A 20,830-nucleotide genomic window follows, 5' to 3' on the forward strand; every position below is an offset into this window, starting at 1 on the left:
AGCCAGGATCAAACTCTTCAGTTTAATCTCTGTATTTGTTTCGTATTCTTGGTCCGGATAAATCCAAACCAGGTCATACGTCGCTACTCAAAGGAAGTGAGGTATGTTCTTAAACTTGACGTCTAAGATACTTCACTTCTAGTGAGCACTTGATTTCTTGTGCTTGCGATCTAGGCCAAAACCCAAACCGCTGCACTCGCATCAAGCGCCCACACTTATCGGTTGTTTAATTGTTAAAGAGCGGTACTGCTAAATTCTGTACTACTGGTTTCCGCCTTCAACTACGACCAACTTCGCTTTCGCGTCGTCGCTGTCGTTGCAGCAGAGAAACGAGATTATGAAGAAGTTTTTATCGCTTGTCAAGTCAGCTGCGCATTTTGCTTCGCTTTCTTTCCGCGACCTCTTCAGGTCTCGCCAGGACTTTCGTCCTGCCCTAGCAGCTATCGAACGTCAGGGTAAACCCTAATTTTTCAGCAACTGCCAAGCCCAAGACTATAGCACAATTTTTGCAGATCTTGCAACTGGCTTTTGCCTAATTTGCGCCGATCTTTGCAATAATCGCGGAGCGCTCATTTCTGATTGCCGTTGCGGCAGGTGATGTCGGGATGCCCCGCCTCGCCTGTTGCACTTGCTTGGCTTCGCGTCTCAAAAACTGTGTGAGCTGCGAAGGAGCGAGACTATAGCACAGAATTTTGCGCTGTCATGGCGGCGTCGCAAAATTGTTGTTGGTCTCTGCGGTTTCCGGCCGATCTGCCCTGCTCCGTCGACAGCGGCATGGCCTGCGAACGGTCTTCCCTATATATATAGAGGGCGGCAGCCCCTGATGGCGGGGCTAGCATGTACGTTTACTATTCGCCTGTACGCCGCATCTCATTGGAGACAGACCCGTTATGCCCCCTGCGATCGCCATGAGCGAAGACATCCTGATCAACGTCACCCCGTTCGAAACCCGCGTTGCGCTGGTGGAACAAGGTTCGGTTCAGGAGCTGCACGTCGAACGAAGCATTCAACGGGGCCACGTCGGCAACATTTATCTGGGGCGGGTCGTCCGGGTGCTGCCAGGAATGCAGAGCGCCTTTATCGACATTGGGCTGGAGCGTGCGGCGTTCATCCATATTGCGGACCTTCGTGAAAATCGCGCCGAACGCAGTCAAGGGCTGACGCCAACGCCGATTGAAAAGCTGATTTTTGAGGGACAGACCCTGATGGTGCAGGTCGTCAAGGATCCGCTTGGCACCAAGGGCGCGCGGCTTTCCACGCAGATCAGTATGGCGGGGCGGATGCTGGTGTACCTGCCGCACGATCCGCATATCGGGATTTCGCAAAAGATCGATTCGGAGTCGGAACGCATCCAGCTCCGGGAACGTCTGCAAGCGTTGATGCCGTCTGATGAAAAAGGCGGGTTCATCGTGCGCACGCAGGCCGAGGGCGCCAATGACGCTGAGCTGACGGCGGACGTGGAGTATCTGCGCAAGCTGTGGACGAGTGTGCAGGCGTCGGCCCGCACACAGCCCGCCCCCGCGTTGTTGCACCAGGACCTGACGCTGGCGCAGCGCGTGCTGCGTGACATGGTCGGGCCCGATACCGGGTCGATTCTGGTCGATTCGCGGACGACGACTGCCGCGATGCTGGAATGGGCGCGTGTCTACACGCCGTCGGTGGTGGACCGCATTCAGCATTACAGCGGCGAACGGCCCTTGTTCGATACGGCGAATGTGGATGACGAGATTGCGCGCGCACTGTCGCGCCGGGTCGACTTGAAGTCGGGCGGCTATCTGATCATCGACCAGACGGAAGCGTTGACGACGGTGGACGTCAACACGGGTGGCTTTGTGGGCGGCCGCAATTTCGATGACACGATCTTCAAGACCAACCTCGAGGCTGCGCAGGCGATCGCGCGCCAGCTGCGTTTGCGGAACCTGGGTGGCATCGTGATCCTGGACTTCATTGACATGGAGGAACAGGAACACCGTGACACGGTGCTGGCGGAACTGAAGAAGGCGCTGTCACGCGATCGGACCCGCATGACGGTCAATGGCTTTACGCAGCTGGGTCTGGTTGAAATGACGCGCAAGCGCACGCGCGATTCGCTGGCGCATCAGCTTTGTGAGCCCTGCCCCATGTGCGAGTCGCGCGGCAATGTGCGCACGCCGCGCACGGTCTGCTACGAAATCCTGCGGGAGATTCTGCGAGAAGCACGGCAGTTCAACCCGAAGGAGTTTCGCATTCTGGCTTCGCAGGAAGTGGTCGACCTTTTTCTGGAAGAGGAAAGCCAGCACCTGGCGATGCTGGGTGACTTCGTGGGCAAGCGGGTGTCGCTGGAAGTGGAAGCGACGTACTCTCAGGAGAAGTACGACATCATCCTGGTATGACGGCATCAGATGAATGCCTAGTCATCGGACCAAATGAAGAGCCGCGCACGTTTGCGCGGCTTTTTTATTTCTTGCTTCACGAGATCCAAGAGGTCACGCGGCGCAAACGTGACGCCGTTGAAGACCACATCCTGGCCGGCGAGCCGGGCTGTGAACCGCACGGCGAGCCGTTCTTCACCGCGCTGCCCGTGCAATGCGATGGCGAATGTGACGAGGCCTACCTGATTCGCCCATACGCTTCAACTCGATATGTATGGATTTTGTGACTTAACGCTTCGTTTGCAATGAATTCTGAAACCGATGGCGGCGACTAAGGGTTATCGATAAGCTGCGGGCGCTTTGCCGGGTGGGTAACCGCCTCGGCGCTTTTCCCTAGTCAATCGGAGGTCATTGCAATGAAGTCCCTATTCCGTCCGTTCCTGGTGCTGATCGCGGCCCTGCCGCTGGTGCTGGCCGCCTGCGGCGACAAGGAGCCCGAACAGCGCGCCGCGTTCACGCAGTTCCTGCAAACGCGCATCGTGGACAAGCCGGGCGTGCGCGTGCCGAAACTGACGGATGAAGAAAAGAAGTCGTTTGGCGATTACGCGGCCCAATACGCGGTGATCACCGACTTCAACGCGGGCATGGACGCCTCGGTCAAGCCGTTGTCGGGGATTCTGCAGAAGGGTCAGGTGCGCTCGGTGAACGATATCGTGTCGCGTCGCGAGGACCTGAAGACGGTTCGTGCCGGTCTGAACGACATGAATGCGGCGCTGAAGGAACACCGTGCCAAGGCCGACGCGGCGCGCGCCCAGCTCAAGCAACCTGAAGACCTGAAGGTCGTGTACGACAAGGCTTACGAGAAGACCATCACCCTGCCGGCTGATACGTTTGCCGATGTGCTGCCGCAGATCAACGCCACCTACGACGTCGCCCTGAAGGTTGCCGATTACGTCGAAGCGAACAAGTCGAAGATCGAGATCTCCGGCAACAGCGTGTCCGTGACGGACCCTGCCGTGCAGGCCGAGCTGAACAAGCTGCTGCAAGAGATGAATGCACAGGCCAAGAATGTGCAGCAGGCCCAGACCCGTTTGCAGGCCGTGGTGATGGGCCGCTAAAGGCCGCTTCAATACCCGACACTGCGCATCGCCCCGCCGCCACCTGAAGGTGCGGCGGGGCTTTTTCATGCCGGCGCGGTTATCACGCCGGACGCCGCAGCCACGCAGTTGCGGCCGGATGCCTTCGCCTGGTACACCGCGGCGTCGGCGGCTTCCACAAGCGCCGCCGAACCGTCGTCTCCGTGTGGCAAGGCCGTGGCCACGCCGATGCTGACGGTGACGATGCCGCCTTCGTTGTCCTCATGCGCAACGGCCAGCTCCGCGACCGCGCGCCGGATGCCTTCGGCAATGTCCTGTGCTTGTTCGAGGCCGGTATCGGGCAGCAGCACCACGAATTCCTCGCCCCCGTAACGGGCCGCCAGGTCGCGCGGGCGGCGGGCCATTTTCTGGAATGTGAGGGCCAGCGTCCGGAGCAGCACGTCGCCTTCCTGGTGGCCATACCGATCGTTGTAGCGCTTGAAGTGATCGGCATCCAGAAACAGCAATGACAACGGCGTGCGATCGCGCCGCGCGGCCGCCCATTCCACTTGCAGTGTGTCGTCGAAGGTGCGCCGGTTGGCGATGCCGGTCAGCCCGTCTGTCTGCGCCTGACGCGCCAACTGTGCTTCGAATGCCTGCCGCCAGCGCATCTCGCGCCTGAAGAGGACGATCTGTGCCATGACCGAGGCAAAGAGCGCCAGCGTGATCGGCACGATCAGCGCGGCGCGCCGGACCCACGGTTCAAGCAGGTCATCGACGGCCAGCGCAACGTCGATCACGAGCGGCGTGCGCTCGATGGCGTCGAACGCATAGAGCCGATTGACGCCGTCGTGCGACAGCACGCCGACAAATGCGCCCTCGCGGCCGATCAGGTATTGCTGGAAGTCGAGCGGCACGTCGATGCCGCTGCCGGCGTCGGCGCTGGAATACGGATTGCGCAAGAGAACGGCGCCGTCGTTGCGAAAGACCGTGATGGCATCGTGCGGACCGATGGACACTTCGGCAAAGCGGTCGCGGAAATATGCCGTACGCAGGGACCCGGCCACCACGCCGCCGAAACTGCCATCGGGGTTGGTGATGCGCCGGCTGATGGCGATGCTTTCATCGCCGCCGCGCAAGCGGCTGTTGTACGGCCGGCTGACGAAGAGTCCCGTGTCGTCGGCGTCCCGGTGGACCTGGAAGTAATCGCGGTCAGCGAAATTGAGCTTGGGCGGCGTCAAGGCCAGCGAGTCGTAGCGTATGTTGCCTTGGGCGTCGAGCACGACGATGGCGCCCAGATACGCGGCCGTGGCTGAACGGTCGAAGAGGAACCGGTGCAGCGATTGCGGGTCGAGGTCGGCAATGCCGGGGTCTTGCAGGCGCTCGACCACGCCTTGCAGCGAAAGGTCGTAGACGTGCAACGTGCGGCCGATGTCCGCGGCGAGCACGCTGGCCAGGTTGCGGGCCGATACGTAGGCGGCTTCCCACGTGACGCGGCGATCCATCCATAACAGGGAAATGGCCGCTGCACAGATACCGATGGCGACGAGGCCGGCCAGCGCGTACAGCGTGCGGTGCACGATCCCGCGGGATTTCAATACGGCGCTCCTTCGCGATGGCGTTCGGGGTGGCGTAGTTCATCTGCAAGTTCTGCATGATGATGCCGGTGTCCGATGCCGGGCGCAAGGCATCGCCGCCCGGGGCACGGAACCGTGGGCGGCGATCAGCGCGGGTGGCGGTATTGATGGCGGGACGGGGCCGCAGGTGACGCGGCGCAAAGCTGGCGACGGGCGCGGCGCGAACCTGGAGACGGGCGCGGCGCGAAGCTGGTGACGGGCGCGGCGCGAAGCTGGTGACGGGCGCGGCGCGCCCGAGCCGAATTTCAGGAGACTGCGGCGGCGATGCGGAAGGGAAAGGCCTTGGCGCCGCGCGCCTTGTCGGTTTCGCGGTGGGCGTTGATGGCCCATGCGGGCCCCACCGCGCCGGCCTGCGCCATCAACTGGCGCGTCAGCACACCCGAGAACCCGCAGCGAAGCGTCATGGCCTGACGCCGGGCAAGCTCGATTCCGATGACGTGCGACGTGGTCGAATTACGGTCCGTTTGCAGCATGGCAGCCCCCTGGCAAAAAGCGCTTCCTGAGTGAAGCGTCATGCGGATTAATCTACCCTAGCCGTTTGATTTTGCGCGTGAAATGATGCGTAAAGTAATGCAAAGAAGCCGAAATGCGCGCCGAAAAACAACCGTCAGGCGGATGGACTTGCGGCGGCGTCGCCGGTTTCGCGGTCCGGCCGGTCGTTTATGCCATCCGGTTGACCAGTCATATTTCCGTAGAGCAATGAGCGGCCGGCGAACAGCCCGCCCGCCACCTCGAGGTCGAAGCGTTCGGTGTCGCGTTGCCGGACGTCCTGGATGACCTCCTCGGCCTCGTCCGGGGGCACGCCGATGGCGCGCAACGCCGCTTCGCCGAACACCAGCGCCGATTCCAGCGTTTCGCGGACCTGGAAATCCACGCCCTCGCGGGCGAGCGCCAGCGAATGAATGCGGTCGTAGGCCCGCACCACCAGGCGCACCAGCGGAAATTCGGACTTGATGAGTTGCACCATATGCGTGGCGGCTCGCGGGTCGTTGATGCACACGAGGATGGCGCAGGCATTCTCGGCGCCCGCCGAACGCAGCATGTCGGCACGCGTACCGTCCCCGTAATACACCTTGACGCCCCATTTCGCCGCAGCGCGAATCGCGTCGGTATCGGTGTCGAGGATGGATACCTTGACCCCGCGGGCCAGCATCGCCTGGGTCACGATCTGGCCGAAACGGCCAAAACCCACGATCAGCGCGCAACCGTCCAAGTCCCGGGCCACGTCCACGCCGTCCATGGAGGGCACGGGCTTGGGCAACAGCCAGCGCAGCGCCAGGACGCAGAGCGGCGTGAGCGCCATGGAAATGATGACGACCGCGGTCAGCACCGCGCCGGTATGCGCATCGAAGATGCCTTTTTCCGCCGCCGCGCTGTAGAGCACGAAGGCGAATTCGCCGCCTTGCGCAAGCAACGCGCAGCGGGTGATCGCTTCGGCATGCGTTGCGCGAAGCAGCCGCGCCACGACATACACGCCCACGGACTTGACGGCCATGAAGACGACGACGCCCGCCAGGATGAGCGGCCATTCGCGCGCCACGGCCAACAGGTCCAGCGACATGCCCACGCCCAGGAAGAAAAGGCCCAGGAGGATGCCGCGAAAGGGTTCGATCTCTGCCTCGAGCTGATGGCGGAACGTGGACTCGGACAGCAGGACGCCCGCCAGGAATGCGCCCATGGCCATGGAAAGTCCGCCCAGTTCCATCAGCAGCGCCGCGCCCAGCACGACGAGTAATGCCGCCGCTGTCATGACTTCGCGCGCGTGCGCCGCGGCCAGCAGGCGGAACAGCGGATTGAGCAGCCACCGGCCGGCGGCCAGCAGCGCCAGAATGCAGCCGACCGCGATGGCAGCCTGCAACCAGGGATCGCCATCGCTGCCGCTGCCCGCGGGCGCCAACAATGCTGCCAGCGCCAGCAGCGGGACGATCGCCAGATCTTCGAGCAGCAGGATGGAGACGATGCGCTGGCCCTGCGCGCTGGTGGTCTCGTCGCGCTCGGCCAGGATCTGCATCACGATGGCCGTGGACGACAGCACAAAGCCCATTGCCGCCATGAACGCGGCGGCGCCCGACAGGCCGGCCAGCAAGCCCACGCCCGTGAGCAGCGCGCCGCAGACCAGGACCTGCGCGACACCCAGCCCGAAGATCTCGCCGCGCAACTTCCATAGGCGCGACGGCTGCATTTCCAGGCCAATGATGAACAGAAACATCACCACGCCAAGTTCCGCGACGTGCAGGATGGATTTGGGATCGGAGAAAAAGCCGATGCCGAAGGGGCCGATCGCCAGACCGGCGGCCAGATAGCCCAGGACCGAGCCCAGCCCGAGGCGCTTGAACAAAGGGACGGCAATCACCGCTGCGCCGAGCAGAACGACGACGTTAAGGACTTGATTGCCTTCGGAAGGCAGGGCCATGGAGCGCTCCTGGTTGCATGGCGGGCCGAAGCGCCTGGGACGCCGCCCAGCCCGCTACGCACGGGCTGGGGCCATTTTCCGGCAAACCACGGGATTGGCAAACAGGAACTTCGGCAATTAAAAACCGCCCCGAAGGGCGGCGGCTGGGGAACGACGCGCGACGGCTCAGTCTTCCCGGAACTGCATCTTGTACAGCGAGGCGTACAGGCCGTCGGCTGCCAGGAGTTCGGCGTGCGGCCCCTGTTCGACGATCCGTCCGGCGTCCAACACGATGATGCGGTCGGCGTTCTGCACGGTGGACAGGCGGTGCGCGATGACCAGCGTGGTGCGGCCCTTCATCAGGCGCTCCAGCGAGGCCTGCACCTGGCGTTCGGATTCGTTGTCGAGCGCGGACGTGGCTTCGTCCAGGATCAGGATGGGTGCGTTCTTGATGAGCGCGCGCGCAATCGCCAGGCGCTGGCGCTGGCCGCCGGACAGGCGCGCAGCGTTTTCGCCCACCGGCGTGTTGATGCCCTGCGGCAGGCCTTCAACGAACTCGAGCAGGTTGGCGGCGGCGAGCGCGTCGCGCACTTTTTGCTCGCTGGACTTGCCCAGCGCGCCGTAGCCGACGTTAGCCGCGATGGTGTCGTCGAACAGCACGACGTCCTGGCTGACCAGCGACAGGTGCGAGCGCAGGCTGCGCAGCGTCAGGTCGTCGACGGGCACGTCGTCCACGAGGATCTGGCCACTATCGGCCAGCACGAAGCGAGGCAGCATGTTGACCAGCGTGGTCTTGCCGCTGCCGGACCGGCCCACAAGGGCGACGGTCTGGCCGGGTTCGACCACGAAGGAAATGTCGTTGACCGTGTCGCGGTCGGCATCGGGAAAGCGATGCGACACGTTGCGGAATTCGACCTTGCCGCGGACGGGTTCAGGCAGTTCCTTGGTGCCGGTGTCGTTTTCCGGCACCTGGTCGATCAGCGTGAACACGCTTTCGGCCGACACCAGCATCTTCTGCATGCGGGCGGCCACGTTGGTGAGGCGCTTGATGGGGTCGAAGATCTGGGCCAGCGCGGCCATGAACGAGGCGAAGCTGCCCACGGTGAGCGAACCGCTGTTGGCCTGACTGAGCGCCACGGCGATGACCGCGCCCACCGAGATGGAGATGCAGACCTGGGTCAGCGGGGTCAGGGCCGCGTCGGCGGTGGCCGTGCGCATGGCGAAGCGGCGCAGGCGTCGGCTGACGAAATCGAAACGGCCGCGTTCGACTTCGTAGCCGTCGAACAGCTTGATGACGCGCTGGCCGTCGATGCCTTCGCCGACCACGCGGGTCAGCTCGGCATTCATGTTGACGGTTTCACGGTTGATGCGGCGCAGGCGCTTGATGAAAAAGCGCGAGATCATGACCGAGACCGGCAGCATAACCAGGATGATCAGCGTCAGCACCCACGACATATAGAGCAGGACGCAGATCAGGGCGATGACCACCAGGGTTTCGCGCACCAGCACCGTGATGACGTCGGTGGCGTAACCAGTAACGTTGCCGGCGTCGATGGTGAAGCGGTTCAGGAGGCGGCCGGTGTCGCCGCGCTTGAAGTCCGCGTCGGGCAGGCCCAGCAGGCGCTCGAACATGTCGCGCCGCATGCCGAGCAGCACGTTGTTGGCCACCCAGGCCAGCAGGTAGTCGCTGAAGAAGTTGCAGATGCCGCGCAGCAGGATCAGGCCGACGACCGCCAGCGGCAGCGCCCAGACGTAATACGGTTTGGCGCCCGAGAAACCGCCATCGAGCAGGGGCTTCATGATGACCGCCAGCACAGGCTGCGTGGCTGCGGCGCCCGCCATTAGCAGGACAGCCGCCAACAAACCCTTCCAATAGGAACCCACGCGGCTGTAGATCCGGGACCAGAGTTCGGATTTGACGGGTTGGGAGCCCGCTGGCGCATTCCGTGCGGCAGAATTCAAAGGGATCACTCGCTTTTATACAATTGTGCCCAGGATTGTACCGGCTGCGCGCGTGCGCGCCGTCCCCGCCCCCTTAGCCCTATCCGCGCCCGTGCGCCCTTCCATGTCCGATATCAGTTGCCTGTATGTCCGCCTGCCCAACTGGGTGGGCGATGTCTGCATGAGCCTGCCCAGCCTGCGCGCCCTGGCCGCAAGCGGTCTCCCCCTGGTCCTCTGCGCCCGTCCCTGGGCCCGCGATCTGCTCGATGGCGTGGACAAGCTGGATTTCATTCCCATGCGAGGCAAGGTGGGCCCGGACCGGGCGGCCGTCAGCGCGCACCGCCGGGGGCTGGGTGCGCAAGGCCGCCGCGCCCGCGGCCTGCTGCTGCCGGATTCCCTGTCCAGCGCGCTGGTGTTCCGCCTGGCCGGCGTGCCGTCGGCGGGCTACCGGGACGATGGGCGCAGCTTCCTGCTGCGCTGGCCGTTCGCCAAGCCCGCCCAGCCGATGCACGCCGTCGAGTCCTGGCATCACCTCACCTGCGAAGCGCTGACCCGGTGGAATCTGCCGAGCGGTCCGGCCGAGCCGGGGCCGACGCTGGACCTGCCGCTGACGGCGGCGCACGAACGCGCGGCTGGCGAGGCGCTGGTCCAGGCCGGGCTGGACGGCCGGCCCTTCGTCCTGATCGCGCCCACCGCGACCGGCCTGCACAAGGGCCGGATCAAGGTCTGGCCGGGATTCGATACACTGACGCGCGCCCTGCAGGCCCGCGGCCATACCGTGGTAATGTGCCCCCCTCCGGCCGAAACCGACGAAGCCCGGCGCAATGCGCCCACGGCCCAGTTGCTGCCCCCGTTGGGACTGGGCGCCTTTGCGGCATTGACCGCGCGGGCCACGCTGGTGATCTGTAACGATTCCGGCGTGTCGCACGTGGCGGCTGCGGCATCGGCCCGGCAGCTCACGCTGTTCGGCGTGACGCAACCGCAGCGCACCGGCCCCTGGTCCCCGCGCGCGGTGTGCGTCGGCTCCGACCAGGCGTGGCCGTCGCAGGAAGAAGTGACACGGCAGGCCGAGCGCCTGCTGGATGGTACGTAGTAATCAGGACAGTCTCGAAATGACCTTTTCCAGCTATCTCACGAATCTGATCATTCCCTTCAACTTGTGCATCACTCTGGTGGTCCTTGGCCTGGTGCTGGGACTGTTCCGGCTTCGCAAGATCGGCTTGACCCTCGTTGCCGCGGGTCTGCTCTGGGCCTTGGCCTGGTCCTTGCCCGCCACGTCGCTATGGGCCGGCGGCGCCCTGGAGAACCGGTATCCGCACAAACCGCCCACCGAAATGCCAACGGCAGACGCGATCGTGGTGCTGGGCGGCAACACGGCAAACGGCCGCGCCAACTGGTTCCTACCCTATGACAAGGACACGGCGATCGTACGCGTGGACGCGGCCGCCCAGCTGTATCTGGCGGGCCGCGCGCCCAAGGTCCTGCTGTCGGGCGGCGCCCTGGAGGGCGACGTCAGCGAAGCCCGCGGGATGGCGCACGCGATCCGCCAGCAAGGGGTGCCGGAGTCGGCGCTGATCCTGGAAAACGCCAGCCGCACCACTTACGAAAACGCCACGCTGACCGAGGACCAGCTCAAGTCCCGCGGCATCGGCAAGGTGCTCCTGGTCACGTCCGCGTTGCACATGCCCCGCGCGATGGCGGCCTTTTCCAAGCAGGGCGTGGAAGTGATTGCCGCCCCCGCGCCGCCGCAGATCGTGGCGCCGGCTGACGGCTCGCTGCCGTTGTGGCTGCCCGACGAACGTACGTTCGACGCCAGCCGCTCGATCGTGAAGGAATACGCCGGGCTCTTTGTCTATTGGTTGCGCGGATGGGTATGAGCTTGGCCGCCGCCGCGCTGGAATGCCGCGCGGGATGCGGCGCCTGCTGCATCGCGCCGTCGATCACGCGGCCCATTCCGGGCATGCCGCACGGCAAGCCCGCGGGCGTGCCCTGTATTCAGTTGCTGCCGGACATGCGGTGCGCCATCTTTGGCGACCCTTCGCGCCCGGACTTCTGCGGCGGACTGCAGCCGGAACACGAGATGTGCGGCTCGGACCGCGAACACGCCATCCACTGGCTGACCGACCTGGAACGGGCGACAGCGCCACACCACTGAAAACGGGGCTCGCAGCCCCGTTTTTTTTCAGTTGCGCTCAAGCAGCACCTGTTCGTACAGCGCCTCGAAGCGCGACGCTACGGTCTCCCAGCTTTGGTCCCGGGCGATTTCCAGGCCGCGCGTCGTGAGCGCTGCGCGCAGCTCGGGGTTCGCCCCCAGGCTTTCCAGCGCCTGCGCCAGCTGGGCGCCATCACGCGGGTCCGACAGGATGAGCGCGTCAGTGCCCGCCGTCAGATACTGCGCGAATCCGCAATAGACCGGGGAGCTGACAATGACCGGCAGGCCATGCGACATGGCTTCCAGCGGCGCCATGCCGTAGCTGTCGTTCAGCGTCGGATGGGCGTAGATGTCGGCTGCGTTGAAATACTGGCCGACGTCCGACGTAGGATCGATCAAGGTGACACGGGAGGCGACGTCGCCCGCGGCGCGGACTCGATCGCGCGTGGGTCCGTCGGCGCCTACGACCAGCAGCTTGTATTGGGGTGGCAGCAGCGCCAGCGCATCCAGCAGCGCCGGCAGGCCTTTGCGCAGCGGATTGCGCGCCACCAGCAGACAGCCGATCGTGTCGGCATCCCAGCCCAGCCGCGCCCGCAGGGCGGCGCGGGCGCCGTTGCCATCCGGTGCCGGCAGTTTGACACCCGGAGCGATGATGTCCACGGGAAGCTGCTCGCCGTAGCTGCGGTGGAGCTGGTCCATGATGAGGCCGGACACCGCGACCACGCGGCGCCGGGGGGTCTTGCGCACGCGCAGCCATTCCAGCGTCAGATAGGTGGCAAGGCGCGGACTGAGCCAGGCGGTCAGGCGCTGCAGCGGCTTGACCCGGGTGACGTGGTTGTAGCGGACTGGCGTTACGTGCATGACCTGGATCTCGCCCGCCCAGCCGTTCATGTGCGAATGCACGATATCGAAGCGGCCGCGCGTGAGACGGTCAGCGCGCCAGGCAAAATACAGCACCCGGGTCCAGCTTGGCAGCCACCCTGGAAACCGCACGGGCAAGAAATCGAATGGCAGATCGCTGTCGAAATCCCGGGCGACCACGGTGACGTCGTGCCGCTTGCCCAGCACACGCATCAGCTCGACGCCATACGCCTCTGCGCCTCCGAAACGATTGCCGAAGCGGTCCACCAACAGCGCAATGCGAAGCCGCCGATTATGGGCGCCGGCGGCTGTCTTCATACCGGGTGAGGCACTTCTGGAGAAAACGGATGATGTTGGTGGAGCGCGCCACCGTCACCCGCGGCAGACCGAAGGGATCGTCGGACGCCGCCGCCAGGCCGCGCTTGGTGAGCGTGGCATTGTCGTATCCAGCCTCGCGCGCCATGGCCTGGTGCTCCGGGCCGTGGTCGCCGTACGGATAACAGAACGCGGTGACCGGCGCACCGAGCGCCTGTTCGAGCTCGTCCTTGGACTCGACGATCTGGCGCCGCGCTTCTTCGGGCGAGAGCTCGGGAAGATGGACGTGGTCAAGCGTATGCGAACCGACTTCGTTGCCCGCCTGCGCCCATTCCCGCATTTCCTGCACGGTCATCAGCGGCGAAAACGGGATGCCCTTCTGGAGGTCCCACACGTTGCCGCCGTCGAACTGCCGAGCCACGAAATAGTTGGTGGCGGTGAACCCCAATTCGCTCAATACCGGCATCGCGTTGTGATGCACGTTGCGAAAGCCGTCGTCGAATGTGATGCCGAATACCTTGCCCTGGCGCTCGCCACGGACATAGGGCATGACGTCGCGCATGGACAGCCCGCGGTAACCGAGCCGGCGCATCCAGCGCATCTGTCGTGCAAAGCTATCAGGATGTACCGTCAATCCGCGAAACGGCGTGCCCTTGGGGTTGGGCTCGCCGATCTGGTGATACATAAGGATTGGAATAGACATAGCTCGACATTATATGGGTCAGTGTCCGCCAAGCGTACGCTGATACACATCCACCGTAGCCTGCGCGAAACGCTCCAGGTTGAAGTCGCGCAAACTTGTTTCACGCGCCTTGCTGCCCATCTGTCGGACGACTTCCGGATTGTCCAGCATGAAGCGCAGCTTGGCGGTCATGGCGGGCACGTCGCGCGCCCGCACGATCCAGCCGTCCACGCCGTCCGTTACGTTCTCCGGCAGGCCGCCGGCATCGCTGACGAGCGCCGGCAGGCCCAATCCCATGATCTCGCGGCAGGCAAACGACAGCGCCTCGCGGTAAGAAAGGACGAAGCCCGCATGGCAGGACGCCAGCGCCGCGCGCACGTCGTCGAGCAGCCCCGGAAACTTGACCTGATCGATCATGCCGAGCTCGCGCACCCGCGCAAGCTTGGCCTCGGTGGGCGGATCGCCCGCCACCATCAGCAAGATGCGTGCCTTGTCCGCCGGCGGCAGCGCGGCCGCGGCGGCCACCAGGTCCAGCCAGCCTTTGTCGTAGTCGGTGCCCCCGGCGCTGCCCAGCAGCAGCTTGCCTTGCCAATCCGGACCAAAGAAGAGTTCGCGCAGCTTGTCCAGGCTTTCGGGCGGCGGCGGCGCGAAGAAATTGGTATCGATGCCGTGCCGGATGGTGGTGATGGGGCGCTTGCGGTACGGCGAGTGCTCCATCATGCCGCGGATGTAGTCGCTGACGGCGATGCCGTGATCCGTCGCCAGCGCCACCCGCAGCTTGTGTCCAAAACTGGAAAGCGGGTGATCGTTGTGCTTGGTGAACACGATGCGCGGACGGCGCCGCATGCCCAGCGTGGCCAGCATGACCTGCTTGTGGTCGGCCGAGCCGTTGGCGTGGATGATGTCGAAGCGGCCCTCGGCGATCAGGCGCTGCAGCCGGGCGCGGTCCTTGAACCAGGACGACGGGCGGGTCGTGTAGCGCATGTCCACCACCGTCACCCCGGGGATGGCCTTGGCGTAGCGGTACAGCCGGCTGGTGCCGGGCACCGCCACGGTGATGTCGTGATCGCGGGCCAGCGCCTTGGCCAGGTTGATGATGTAGGTGACGTGCCCCCCGCCGTTGCCGGCGTGGAAGTTCGTGTAGAGGATCTTCACTTTTTGTTTTCTGCCAGGAACATCAGCTTCGAGTAGCGGAAGAAGCTGCCGGCCGCCGCGGTGACGGCCAGCACGAGTCCGTGGCGGCCATCCAGGAAACCGCGCCGGATCAGGTAGATGCGCACGAAGGTCCAGAAGCCGTGGCCCAGCGCCCCGAAGACCGAGGTGCGCTTGCCCTTGGCATACATCATGGCTGCGGCGTCGGACGAGTAACGATTGACCTTGTTGATCAGCGCGTCCAGGTTGTCGTACGGATAGTGGTTGAAGTAGCCGCGCATCTGCAGGGGCCGGCCGTTGGCCGGCACCACGCGCTCGTGGACGGCGGCGTCGGTGAAGCGCGCCGTGCCGCGCTTGAAGAGGCGCAGCACGTAGTCGGGCCACCAGCCGCTATGGCGGATGTCGCGGCCGCAGAAATTGGACAGGCGCGCGATCTCGTAGGCGTCGGCGCGGGGCGCGCGCAGCACGTCCTGGATTTCCTGCGCCAACTCGGGGGTGACGCGCTCGTCGGCGTCGATCGACAGCACCCAGTCGCCCGTTGCCAGATCCAGTGCGCGGTTCTTTTGCGGACCGAAACCGGGCCAGTCGGCGGTGACTTCAACGCGGGCCCCAAGCGCCTGCGCCAGTTCCACGGTGCCGTCGGTGCTGCCCGAATCCACGACGATGAACTCGTCGGCGAACGACACGGACTTCAGGCAGGCGGCAATATTTGCCGCTTCGTTCTTGGTGATGATGATGACTGATAGCTTCATCCGCGATTCCTAAGACGCTTTTTCCAGGCCTTCCAGGCGTGATAGCGCGGTCCCCAGAACGGGTCGCGCGACAGCCAGATCCGGCGGTTCAGCCAGGACCCGCCCAGATTGCGCACCGCGAAGCGATAGATGTGGCCGGGATCCGTGCCGGGCAGGTTCTGGCCGAAAGGGTCGGTAGTGTACAAGTGCCGGAAACCGGCCTGCCGCGCGGCGGCCACGTAGTCGGCGTCGAAATAACCCTGCGGCCAGCACAGGTGATCGCTCACGCCGCCAAGCCGGCGGATCAGGGTGTCGCGCGAATCGTGCAGATCCTGCGCGATGCGTTCGCGCTTGGCGGCCACATCCGCGCCACAGACCTTGTCCCAGCGGGTGTGCGTGTTGGTATGGGAATGAAACTCGAAGGTGCCGGCGGCCTGCATGGCCTCGATTTCGCTCCAGCGCAGCATCGCCTCGTCGGCGCGGCCCGACGCCACGAGTTCCTTGCAGGCGTGGTGATCGGGGGTCGGGGGCAGCGCGCCGCCCTGCCCCGCATGCGGCCGCACGGGGCCATCGCCGATCCAGCCGGTGATGGTGAACAGCACCGCGCGCATGCCGTGGCGGGCCAGGACGGGATGCGCGTGCACCCAATTGTTCAGGTAGCCATCGTCAAAAGTGATGAGCACAGAGCGTTCGGGCACGCTGCCGCCGGCCAGGTAAGCCGCGAACTGCGCGGTGGTGAGCGACTGGTAGCCGGCGCGCGCCAGGCGCGCGATCTGCGTTTCGAAGACGTCGGGCGTCGCGGCGATCATGCCACCCGCCGGCGTGATGTGGTGGTACATCAGCACCGGAACGTTGGGCGCGTTCATTTGCGGCGCTCCGCCAGCCAGCGCGTGTAGATCGCCTCCGTGGTTTCCGCGAGGCGCGCGGGAGAAAACACGCCCTCTTCCCAGACCATCTTGCGGCCGGTCTCGCCCATGGTGCGGCGTAGGGCCGGGTCGTCGATCAGGCGCTCGAGTGCGGTGGTCAAGGCGAGCGAGTTCTTCGGCGGGACCAGAAAGCCCGTCACCCCGTCCCGGAACATCTCGGATACGCCGCCGACGTTCGTGCCGACGACCGGCAGCCCGCTCGCCTGCGCCTCGACATAGACCGTACCGGAGGCTTCCTGTTGGGTGGCCAGGGCGAAGAGGTCGAATCCCGCCAGCAGATTGGGGACGTCGCGCCGCGTGCCCATCAGGTGGATCCGGTCTTGCAGGCCGCGCTGAGCAATGTACGCCTGGGTCTGCTCGAAGACCGGCGAACCGGCGCCCACGAACACCAAGTGCAGCTTCGGACGCACGGCCATCAGCGGCGCCATGGCGTCGATCAGGTCCTTGTGGCCCTTGGTGGCGCGCATGACGGCCACACAGCCCACGACGATGTCGTCGTCGGCCAGGCCGAGTTCGTCACGCAAGGTGGAGTGCTCGACGGGCGCGGGCAGCACGATGGGCGAATACACGGTCGCGATCTTCTCGGCCGGGACGCCGCGGCTGATCAGGTATTCGCGCACATGGTCGCTGACGGCGGTGACGCGGTGCGGCAGGATGGTGTAAGACCACATCGAGCCGACCACGTTGGACAGGTGGCGGGTGCGCACGATGAGGGGCGTACCTGCCATGCGCCCGGCCAGGGCGGCGATGACCGTGTCGCGCCGGCTGTGGGTATTGAGCACGTCAAAGCGCCCCGCCTTCAGGATCTGGCGGACGGCGGGGACGCCCTTCAAATAGGCCACGGTCCCCTTCATATCGACGGCATGCACGGTGAAACCGGCATCCCGCAGACGCTCGGTCAGTTGAGCGCGCGGCTGGCAGATCGCTTCGACATGATGCCCACGCGCCCGCATGGCATGCATTTCCTTGAAAATTCGTCCTTCCTGTCCACCAAAGGCGGTGGCGGCTTCCGAATGCACGATACGTAGACTGGAAGACATCAGTACGTAACCTCCACGCCGTCCGGTTTGGTCCAGGCGTTCAGGTTGGCGAGCAGCGTGTCGGCCATGCGCACGCGCCATTCTTCGCCTAGCCTGACCGTGCACAGGAAATTGTTCTTGGTGTAGACGATGTCGACCGGCACGCCTGGAATGCCGTTCTCGGGTTCGGCGCGGAACGGGTTGAGCATCTGGCGCAGACGGGCCGCGTCGGCGCTGCCGTTGAGCTTGACGCGCAGCGACTTGGCGCGGGCTTCGCGCGCAAGCTGCAGGTCATAGAGCTGCTCGGCAACGATGCGCATGCCGCCGGAATAGTCGTCGTTGCTGACCTTGCCCTGCACGATGACGAGCTGGTCTTCGCGCAGCCGGTTGCGGTGCTTTTCAAAGAGTTCGTTGAAGACCGAGATTTCCACCTGCGCCGTGCCGTCGTCCAGCACGGCAAAGACCATCTTGCCGCGGCGGGTCATCATCACGCGCACGCTGGCTAGCACGCCGCACATCCATTGCAGGTCGCGCTGCGGCTCCACGCGGGCCAGCTGCATCGGCACGATGCGGCGCACTTCGTCGCGCCACGCATCGAACAGGTGGCCGCTGTAGTAATAGCCCAGCGCGGATTTTTCTTCGGTCAGTTTCTTGTGCAGATCCCACGGCGCGACCTTGGCCAGTTCGCCCGCGACCACGTCGCCGCTATCGTCGCCAAAGAGCGAGGCCTGGTTGGCGCTGCGCGCGGCCTGCTCGGCCGCTTCCATGGCGGTGGGCACGGAGGCCAGCATCGCGGCGCGGTTCGGCTCGATGGTGTCGAACGCGCCGGCCTTGATCAGGGCCTCGATGGTGCGGCGGTTGACGGCCTGCTTGCTGACGCGGCGGCAGAAGTCGAACAGGTTCAGGAACGGGCCGCCTTCCTTGCGCGCACGCAGGATGTCCTCGACGGCGCCCTGCCCGGTGCCCTTGACGGCGCCCAGGCCGTAACGCATGGTGCGCGGCGGCTTGCCTTTTTCGGTGTGCTTGTCGGCGACGGGTTCGAACCGGTAGCCAGAATGGTTGACGTCGGGCGGCAGCACCTCGACGCCGTTGTCCTGGGCGTCGCGGCAGAAGATCTGGACCTTGTCGGTGTCGTCCATGTCCGAAGACATGGTGGCGGCCAGGAACTCGGTCGGGTGGTAGGCCTTCAGCCAGGCGGTTTGGTACGAGATCAGCGCGTACGCGGCCGAGTGCGACTTGTTGAAGCCGTAGCCCGCGAACTTCTCCATCAGGTCGAAGAGCTTGACCGCCAGATCCGGATCGTGGCCCTTTTCCTTGGCGCCCTGTTCGAACAGTTCGCGGTGCTTGGCCATTTCCTCGGGCTTTTTCTTGCCCATGGCCCGGCGCAGCAGGTCAGCGCCGCCCAGCGAATAGCCCCCGATGATCTGGGAGATCAGCATCACCTGTTCCTGGTAAACGATGACCCCGTAGGTGCTCTTGAGGGTGGCTTCCAGGTCCGGGTGGAAATAATCGACCGCGGCGCGCCCGTGCTTGCGGTTCACGAAGTCGTCCACCATGCCCGATTCCAGCGGCCCCGGACGATACAGGGCCAGCATGGCGATGATGTCTTCGAACGTATTGGGCCGCAGCTTCTTGAGCAGCTCTTTCATGCCGCGCGATTCAAGCTGGAACACCGCGGTGGTGTTCGCGTCGCACAGGATCTTGTAGGCCGCCGGATCGTCCAGCGACAGCGCCATGACGTCGAAGTCGCGCTTTTCGGCGTTGAACTGGCGCACGTAGCGCACGGCCCAGTCCAGGATGGTCAGGTTGCGCAAGCCCAGGAAGTCGAACTTCACCAGGCCGGCCGCCTCGACGTCGTCCTTGTCGAACTGCGAGACCGCGCTGTTTTCCTGACCCGGCTGGCAATACAGCGGGCAGAAGTCTGTGAGCTTGCCGGGCGCGATCAGCACCCCGCCCGCGTGCATGCCGATGTTGCGGGTCAGGCCTTCGAGCGGCTTGGCCAGGTCGACCAGCGCGCGGACTTCTTCTTCCTGCTCGTAGCGGTCCTTGAAGGCGGGCTCGTCCTTGAGCGTGCGCTCCAGCGTCCACGGATCCATCGGATTGAACGGGATCAGCTTGGACAGGCCGTCGCAGAACATGTAGGGCATGTCCAGCACACGGCCGGCGTCGCGCACCACGGCCTTGGCGCCCAGCGTGCCGAACGTGGCGATCTGGCTGACGGCGGCGCGGCCGTATTTTTCCTTGACGTAGTCGATGACCCGTTCGCGGTTGTCCTGGCAGAAGTCGATATCGAAGTCGGGCATGGAGACCCGCTCGGGATTCAGGAAGCGCTCGAACAGCAGGTCATAGCGGATGGGGTCGAGGTCCGTGATGCCCAGCGCGTAGGCCACCAGCGAACCGGCGCCCGAGCCCCGGCCCGGGCCGACCGGCACGCCGTTGTTCTTGCCCCAGTTGATGAAGTCCTGAACGATCAGGAAGTAGCCGGGAAAGCCCATCTGGATGATGGTCTTGCACTCCCAGCGCAGCCGCTCGTAGTACTGCTCGCGCTTGGACTCGCGCTCGGCGACGTCCGGGAACAGGAACTCCATGCGCTTTTCGAGGCCCTCTTCGGAGAGCTGGACCAGATAATCGTCCAGCGTCACGCCGTCGGGCGTGGGGAAATTGGGCAGGCGCGGCTTGCCCAGCACCAGGCTCAGGTTGCAACGCTTGGCGATTTCGACCGTGTTGGCCAGCGCCGACGGCACGTCGGCGAAGCGGCGCGCCATTTCCTCGGAGCTGAGCAGATACTGCTCTTTCGAGAACCGACGCACGCGGCGCGGGTTGGCCAGGATTTCACCTTCGGCGATGCAGACGCGCGCCTCGTGCGCCTGGAATTCGAATTCGTCGAGGAACTGCACGGGATGGGTGGCGACCACCGGCAGCCCGGCTTCCGAGGCCAGCCGCATGGCGGCCTGGCAGTAGCCTTCGTCGCCGTCCATGCCGGCGCGCTGCAATTCGACGTAGTAGCTGCCCGGGAACATCAGCGCCCACTGGCGCGCCAGGGCCAGCGCCGACACCGCGTTGCCGGCCTCGAGCGCCTGCCCGACGTCGCCGGCGCGCCCGCCAGACAGGGCGATGAGACCAGCCTGTCCTTGGAGCCATTCGCGGCGGATTTCGGCCCGGCCTTTGCCCTGGTTCGTCAGGAACGCCTTGGACAGCAGTTCGCACAGATTCAGGTAACCCTGGTGGTTGCGCACGAGCAACAGCAGGCGGAAGGGCTTCGTCGGATCTTCGTCGTTGGAAATCCAGACGTCGCAGCCTGCGATGGGCTTGACCCCCGCGCCGCGTGCACCCTTATAGAATTTGATCAGTCCGAACAGGTTGGATAGATCGGTCAGGGCGACGGCGGGCTGGCCCAGCTTGGCCACGCGCTTGATGAGGTCGGGGATACGCACCGTACCGTCCACGACCGAGAACTCGGAGTGGACGCGCAGGTGAACAAATGGGGTCGGGGTCGTTACGGCTTCGGACATGGCGGAATTGTACCCAGCGGCCGACCGCCCTAGAACAATCCTTGCATCAGAATCCGCCTGTTGCATCCCGTCCTCACGGCAAC

At 64.8% G+C, this 20,830-nt stretch carries 17 protein-coding genes; 6 read left to right on the plus strand and 11 right to left on the minus strand.

Annotation, left to right across the window (positions count from 1 at the left end):
- The first annotated feature begins 908 nt into the window (after positions 1-908).
- The 3 genes from rng (at position 909) to KW836_RS24705 (ending at position 3,469) form a co-directional block, all read left to right on the plus strand.
- Positions 909-2,372 (plus strand): ribonuclease G, encoded by a 1,464-nt coding sequence (gene rng / locus KW836_RS24695; protein WP_218345251.1) that lies wholly within the window; start codon positions 909-911, stop codon positions 2,370-2,372.
- Positions 2,369-2,638: a hypothetical protein gene (locus tag KW836_RS24700; RefSeq protein ID WP_218345049.1), complete on the plus strand. Its 270-nt coding sequence runs from the start codon at positions 2,369-2,371 to the stop codon at positions 2,636-2,638. The genes rng and KW836_RS24700 overlap by 4 nt, the downstream gene beginning before the upstream one ends.
- Before the next feature lie 129 nt (positions 2,639-2,767).
- Entirely contained in the window at positions 2,768-3,469 is a 702-nt protein-coding gene (locus KW836_RS24705) for a DUF3053 domain-containing protein (RefSeq protein ID WP_175125690.1), read from the plus strand.
- Between the two features lie 65 nt (positions 3,470-3,534).
- Here KW836_RS24705 and KW836_RS24710 read toward each other — a convergent pair whose 3' ends face one another.
- The 4 genes from KW836_RS24710 to msbA all read right to left on the minus strand — a co-directional run bounded on the left by KW836_RS24710 (position 3,535) and on the right by msbA (position 9,418).
- Positions 3,535-5,025, minus strand: a complete 1,491-nt coding sequence (locus KW836_RS24710; protein ID WP_218345050.1) for a sensor domain-containing diguanylate cyclase — start codon at positions 5,023-5,025, stop codon at positions 3,535-3,537.
- 284 nt (positions 5,026-5,309) lie between these two features.
- Entirely contained in the window at positions 5,310-5,537 is a 228-nt protein-coding gene (locus tag KW836_RS24715; RefSeq protein WP_175125694.1) for a hypothetical protein, read from the minus strand.
- 134 nt (positions 5,538-5,671) lie between these two features.
- Positions 5,672-7,477, minus strand: a complete 1,806-nt coding sequence (locus tag KW836_RS24720) for a monovalent cation:proton antiporter-2 (CPA2) family protein (protein ID WP_218345051.1) — start codon at positions 7,475-7,477, stop codon at positions 5,672-5,674.
- 165 nt (positions 7,478-7,642) lie between these two features.
- Positions 7,643-9,418 carry a lipid A export permease/ATP-binding protein MsbA gene (msbA, locus tag KW836_RS24725; RefSeq protein ID WP_191576494.1) on the minus strand — a complete coding sequence of 592 codons (1,776 nt, stop codon included), beginning with the start codon at positions 9,416-9,418 and terminating at the stop codon, positions 7,643-7,645.
- Positions 9,419-9,521: 103 nt separating this feature from the next.
- Here msbA and KW836_RS24730 point away from each other — a divergent pair, with 103 nt between their 5' ends.
- Genes KW836_RS24730 through KW836_RS24740 form a run of 3 tightly spaced genes read left to right on the plus strand, consistent with a single transcriptional unit; the run spans position 9,522 to position 11,552 of the window.
- Positions 9,522-10,490 carry a glycosyltransferase family 9 protein gene (locus KW836_RS24730; protein WP_218345052.1) on the plus strand — a complete coding sequence of 323 codons (969 nt, stop codon included), beginning with the start codon at positions 9,522-9,524 and terminating at the stop codon, positions 10,488-10,490.
- 19 nt (positions 10,491-10,509) lie between these two features.
- Positions 10,510-11,274, plus strand: a complete 765-nt coding sequence (locus tag KW836_RS24735; RefSeq protein WP_175125700.1) for a YdcF family protein — start codon at positions 10,510-10,512, stop codon at positions 11,272-11,274.
- Positions 11,271-11,552 carry a YkgJ family cysteine cluster protein gene (locus KW836_RS24740; RefSeq protein ID WP_370633076.1) on the plus strand — a complete coding sequence of 94 codons (282 nt, stop codon included), beginning with the start codon at positions 11,271-11,273 and terminating at the stop codon, positions 11,550-11,552. The genes KW836_RS24735 and KW836_RS24740 overlap by 4 nt, the downstream gene beginning before the upstream one ends.
- Before the next feature lie 27 nt (positions 11,553-11,579).
- On the opposite strand, the gene KW836_RS24745 is transcribed toward KW836_RS24740, so the two are convergent.
- Genes KW836_RS24745 through dnaE form a run of 7 tightly spaced genes read right to left on the minus strand, consistent with a single transcriptional unit; the run spans position 11,580 to position 20,747 of the window.
- A complete protein-coding gene (locus tag KW836_RS24745; RefSeq protein WP_218345054.1) occupies positions 11,580-12,728 on the minus strand; it encodes a glycosyltransferase family 4 protein in 1,149 nt (382 codons plus the stop codon).
- Entirely contained in the window at positions 12,703-13,428 is a 726-nt protein-coding gene (locus KW836_RS24750) for a polysaccharide deacetylase family protein (protein WP_218345055.1), read from the minus strand. The genes KW836_RS24745 and KW836_RS24750 overlap by 26 nt, the downstream gene beginning before the upstream one ends.
- A gap of 18 nt (positions 13,429-13,446) precedes the next feature.
- On the minus strand, positions 13,447-14,562 hold the full coding sequence (locus KW836_RS24755) for a glycosyltransferase (RefSeq protein WP_175138730.1): 1,116 nt from the start codon (positions 14,560-14,562) through the stop codon (positions 13,447-13,449).
- Positions 14,559-15,311 carry a glycosyltransferase family 2 protein gene (locus KW836_RS24760; RefSeq protein WP_105238097.1) on the minus strand — a complete coding sequence of 251 codons (753 nt, stop codon included), beginning with the start codon at positions 15,309-15,311 and terminating at the stop codon, positions 14,559-14,561. Before KW836_RS24760 ends, KW836_RS24755 begins: the two co-directional genes overlap by 4 nt.
- Positions 15,308-16,156 carry a polysaccharide deacetylase family protein gene (locus tag KW836_RS24765; protein ID WP_175125711.1) on the minus strand — a complete coding sequence of 283 codons (849 nt, stop codon included), beginning with the start codon at positions 16,154-16,156 and terminating at the stop codon, positions 15,308-15,310. Before KW836_RS24765 ends, KW836_RS24760 begins: the two co-directional genes overlap by 4 nt.
- Complete coding sequence (locus tag KW836_RS24770) at positions 16,153-17,256, minus strand: glycosyltransferase family 4 protein (protein ID WP_218345056.1); 1,104 nt, start codon at positions 17,254-17,256, stop codon at positions 16,153-16,155. Before KW836_RS24770 ends, KW836_RS24765 begins: the two co-directional genes overlap by 4 nt.
- Positions 17,256-20,747, minus strand: coding sequence for a DNA polymerase III subunit alpha (dnaE, locus tag KW836_RS24775; RefSeq protein ID WP_218345057.1), 3,492 nt, complete (start codon positions 20,745-20,747; stop codon positions 17,256-17,258). Before dnaE ends, KW836_RS24770 begins: the two co-directional genes overlap by 1 nt.
- Between the last annotated feature and the right edge of the window lie 83 nt (positions 20,748-20,830).

It is taken from the genome of Achromobacter sp. ACM05, assembly GCF_019218915.1.
GTDB lineage: Bacteria > Pseudomonadota > Gammaproteobacteria > Burkholderiales > Burkholderiaceae_B > Achromobacter > Achromobacter animicus.

Excerpts from the sequence above, each read along its gene's own strand:
- rng (WP_218345251.1), top strand. The coding sequence starts at position 909 with ATGAGCGAAGACATCCTGATCAACGTCACCCCGTTCGAAACCCGCGTT.
- KW836_RS24700 (WP_218345049.1), top strand. The coding sequence starts at position 2,369 with ATGACGGCATCAGATGAATGCCTAGTCATCGGACCAAATGAAGAGCCG.
- KW836_RS24705 (WP_175125690.1), top strand. The coding sequence starts at position 2,768 with ATGAAGTCCCTATTCCGTCCGTTCCTGGTGCTGATCGCGGCCCTGCCG.
- KW836_RS24715 (WP_175125694.1), bottom strand. The coding sequence starts at position 5,537 with ATGCTGCAAACGGACCGTAATTCGACCACGTCGCACGTCATCGGAATC.
- KW836_RS24720 (WP_218345051.1), bottom strand. The coding sequence starts at position 7,477 with ATGGCCCTGCCTTCCGAAGGCAATCAAGTCCTTAACGTCGTCGTTCTG.
- KW836_RS24730 (WP_218345052.1), top strand. The coding sequence starts at position 9,522 with ATGTCCGATATCAGTTGCCTGTATGTCCGCCTGCCCAACTGGGTGGGC.
- KW836_RS24735 (WP_175125700.1), top strand. The coding sequence starts at position 10,510 with ATGACCTTTTCCAGCTATCTCACGAATCTGATCATTCCCTTCAACTTG.
- KW836_RS24740 (WP_370633076.1), top strand. The coding sequence starts at position 11,271 with ATGAGCTTGGCCGCCGCCGCGCTGGAATGCCGCGCGGGATGCGGCGCC.
- KW836_RS24745 (WP_218345054.1), bottom strand. The coding sequence starts at position 12,728 with ATGAAGACAGCCGCCGGCGCCCATAATCGGCGGCTTCGCATTGCGCTG.
- KW836_RS24750 (WP_218345055.1), bottom strand. The coding sequence starts at position 13,428 with ATGTCTATTCCAATCCTTATGTATCACCAGATCGGCGAGCCCAACCCC.
- KW836_RS24760 (WP_105238097.1), bottom strand. The coding sequence starts at position 15,311 with ATGAAGCTATCAGTCATCATCATCACCAAGAACGAAGCGGCAAATATT.
- KW836_RS24765 (WP_175125711.1), bottom strand. The coding sequence starts at position 16,156 with ATGAACGCGCCCAACGTTCCGGTGCTGATGTACCACCACATCACGCCG.
- KW836_RS24770 (WP_218345056.1), bottom strand. The coding sequence starts at position 17,256 with ATGTCTTCCAGTCTACGTATCGTGCATTCGGAAGCCGCCACCGCCTTT.
- dnaE (WP_218345057.1), bottom strand. The coding sequence starts at position 20,747 with ATGTCCGAAGCCGTAACGACCCCGACCCCATTTGTTCACCTGCGCGTC.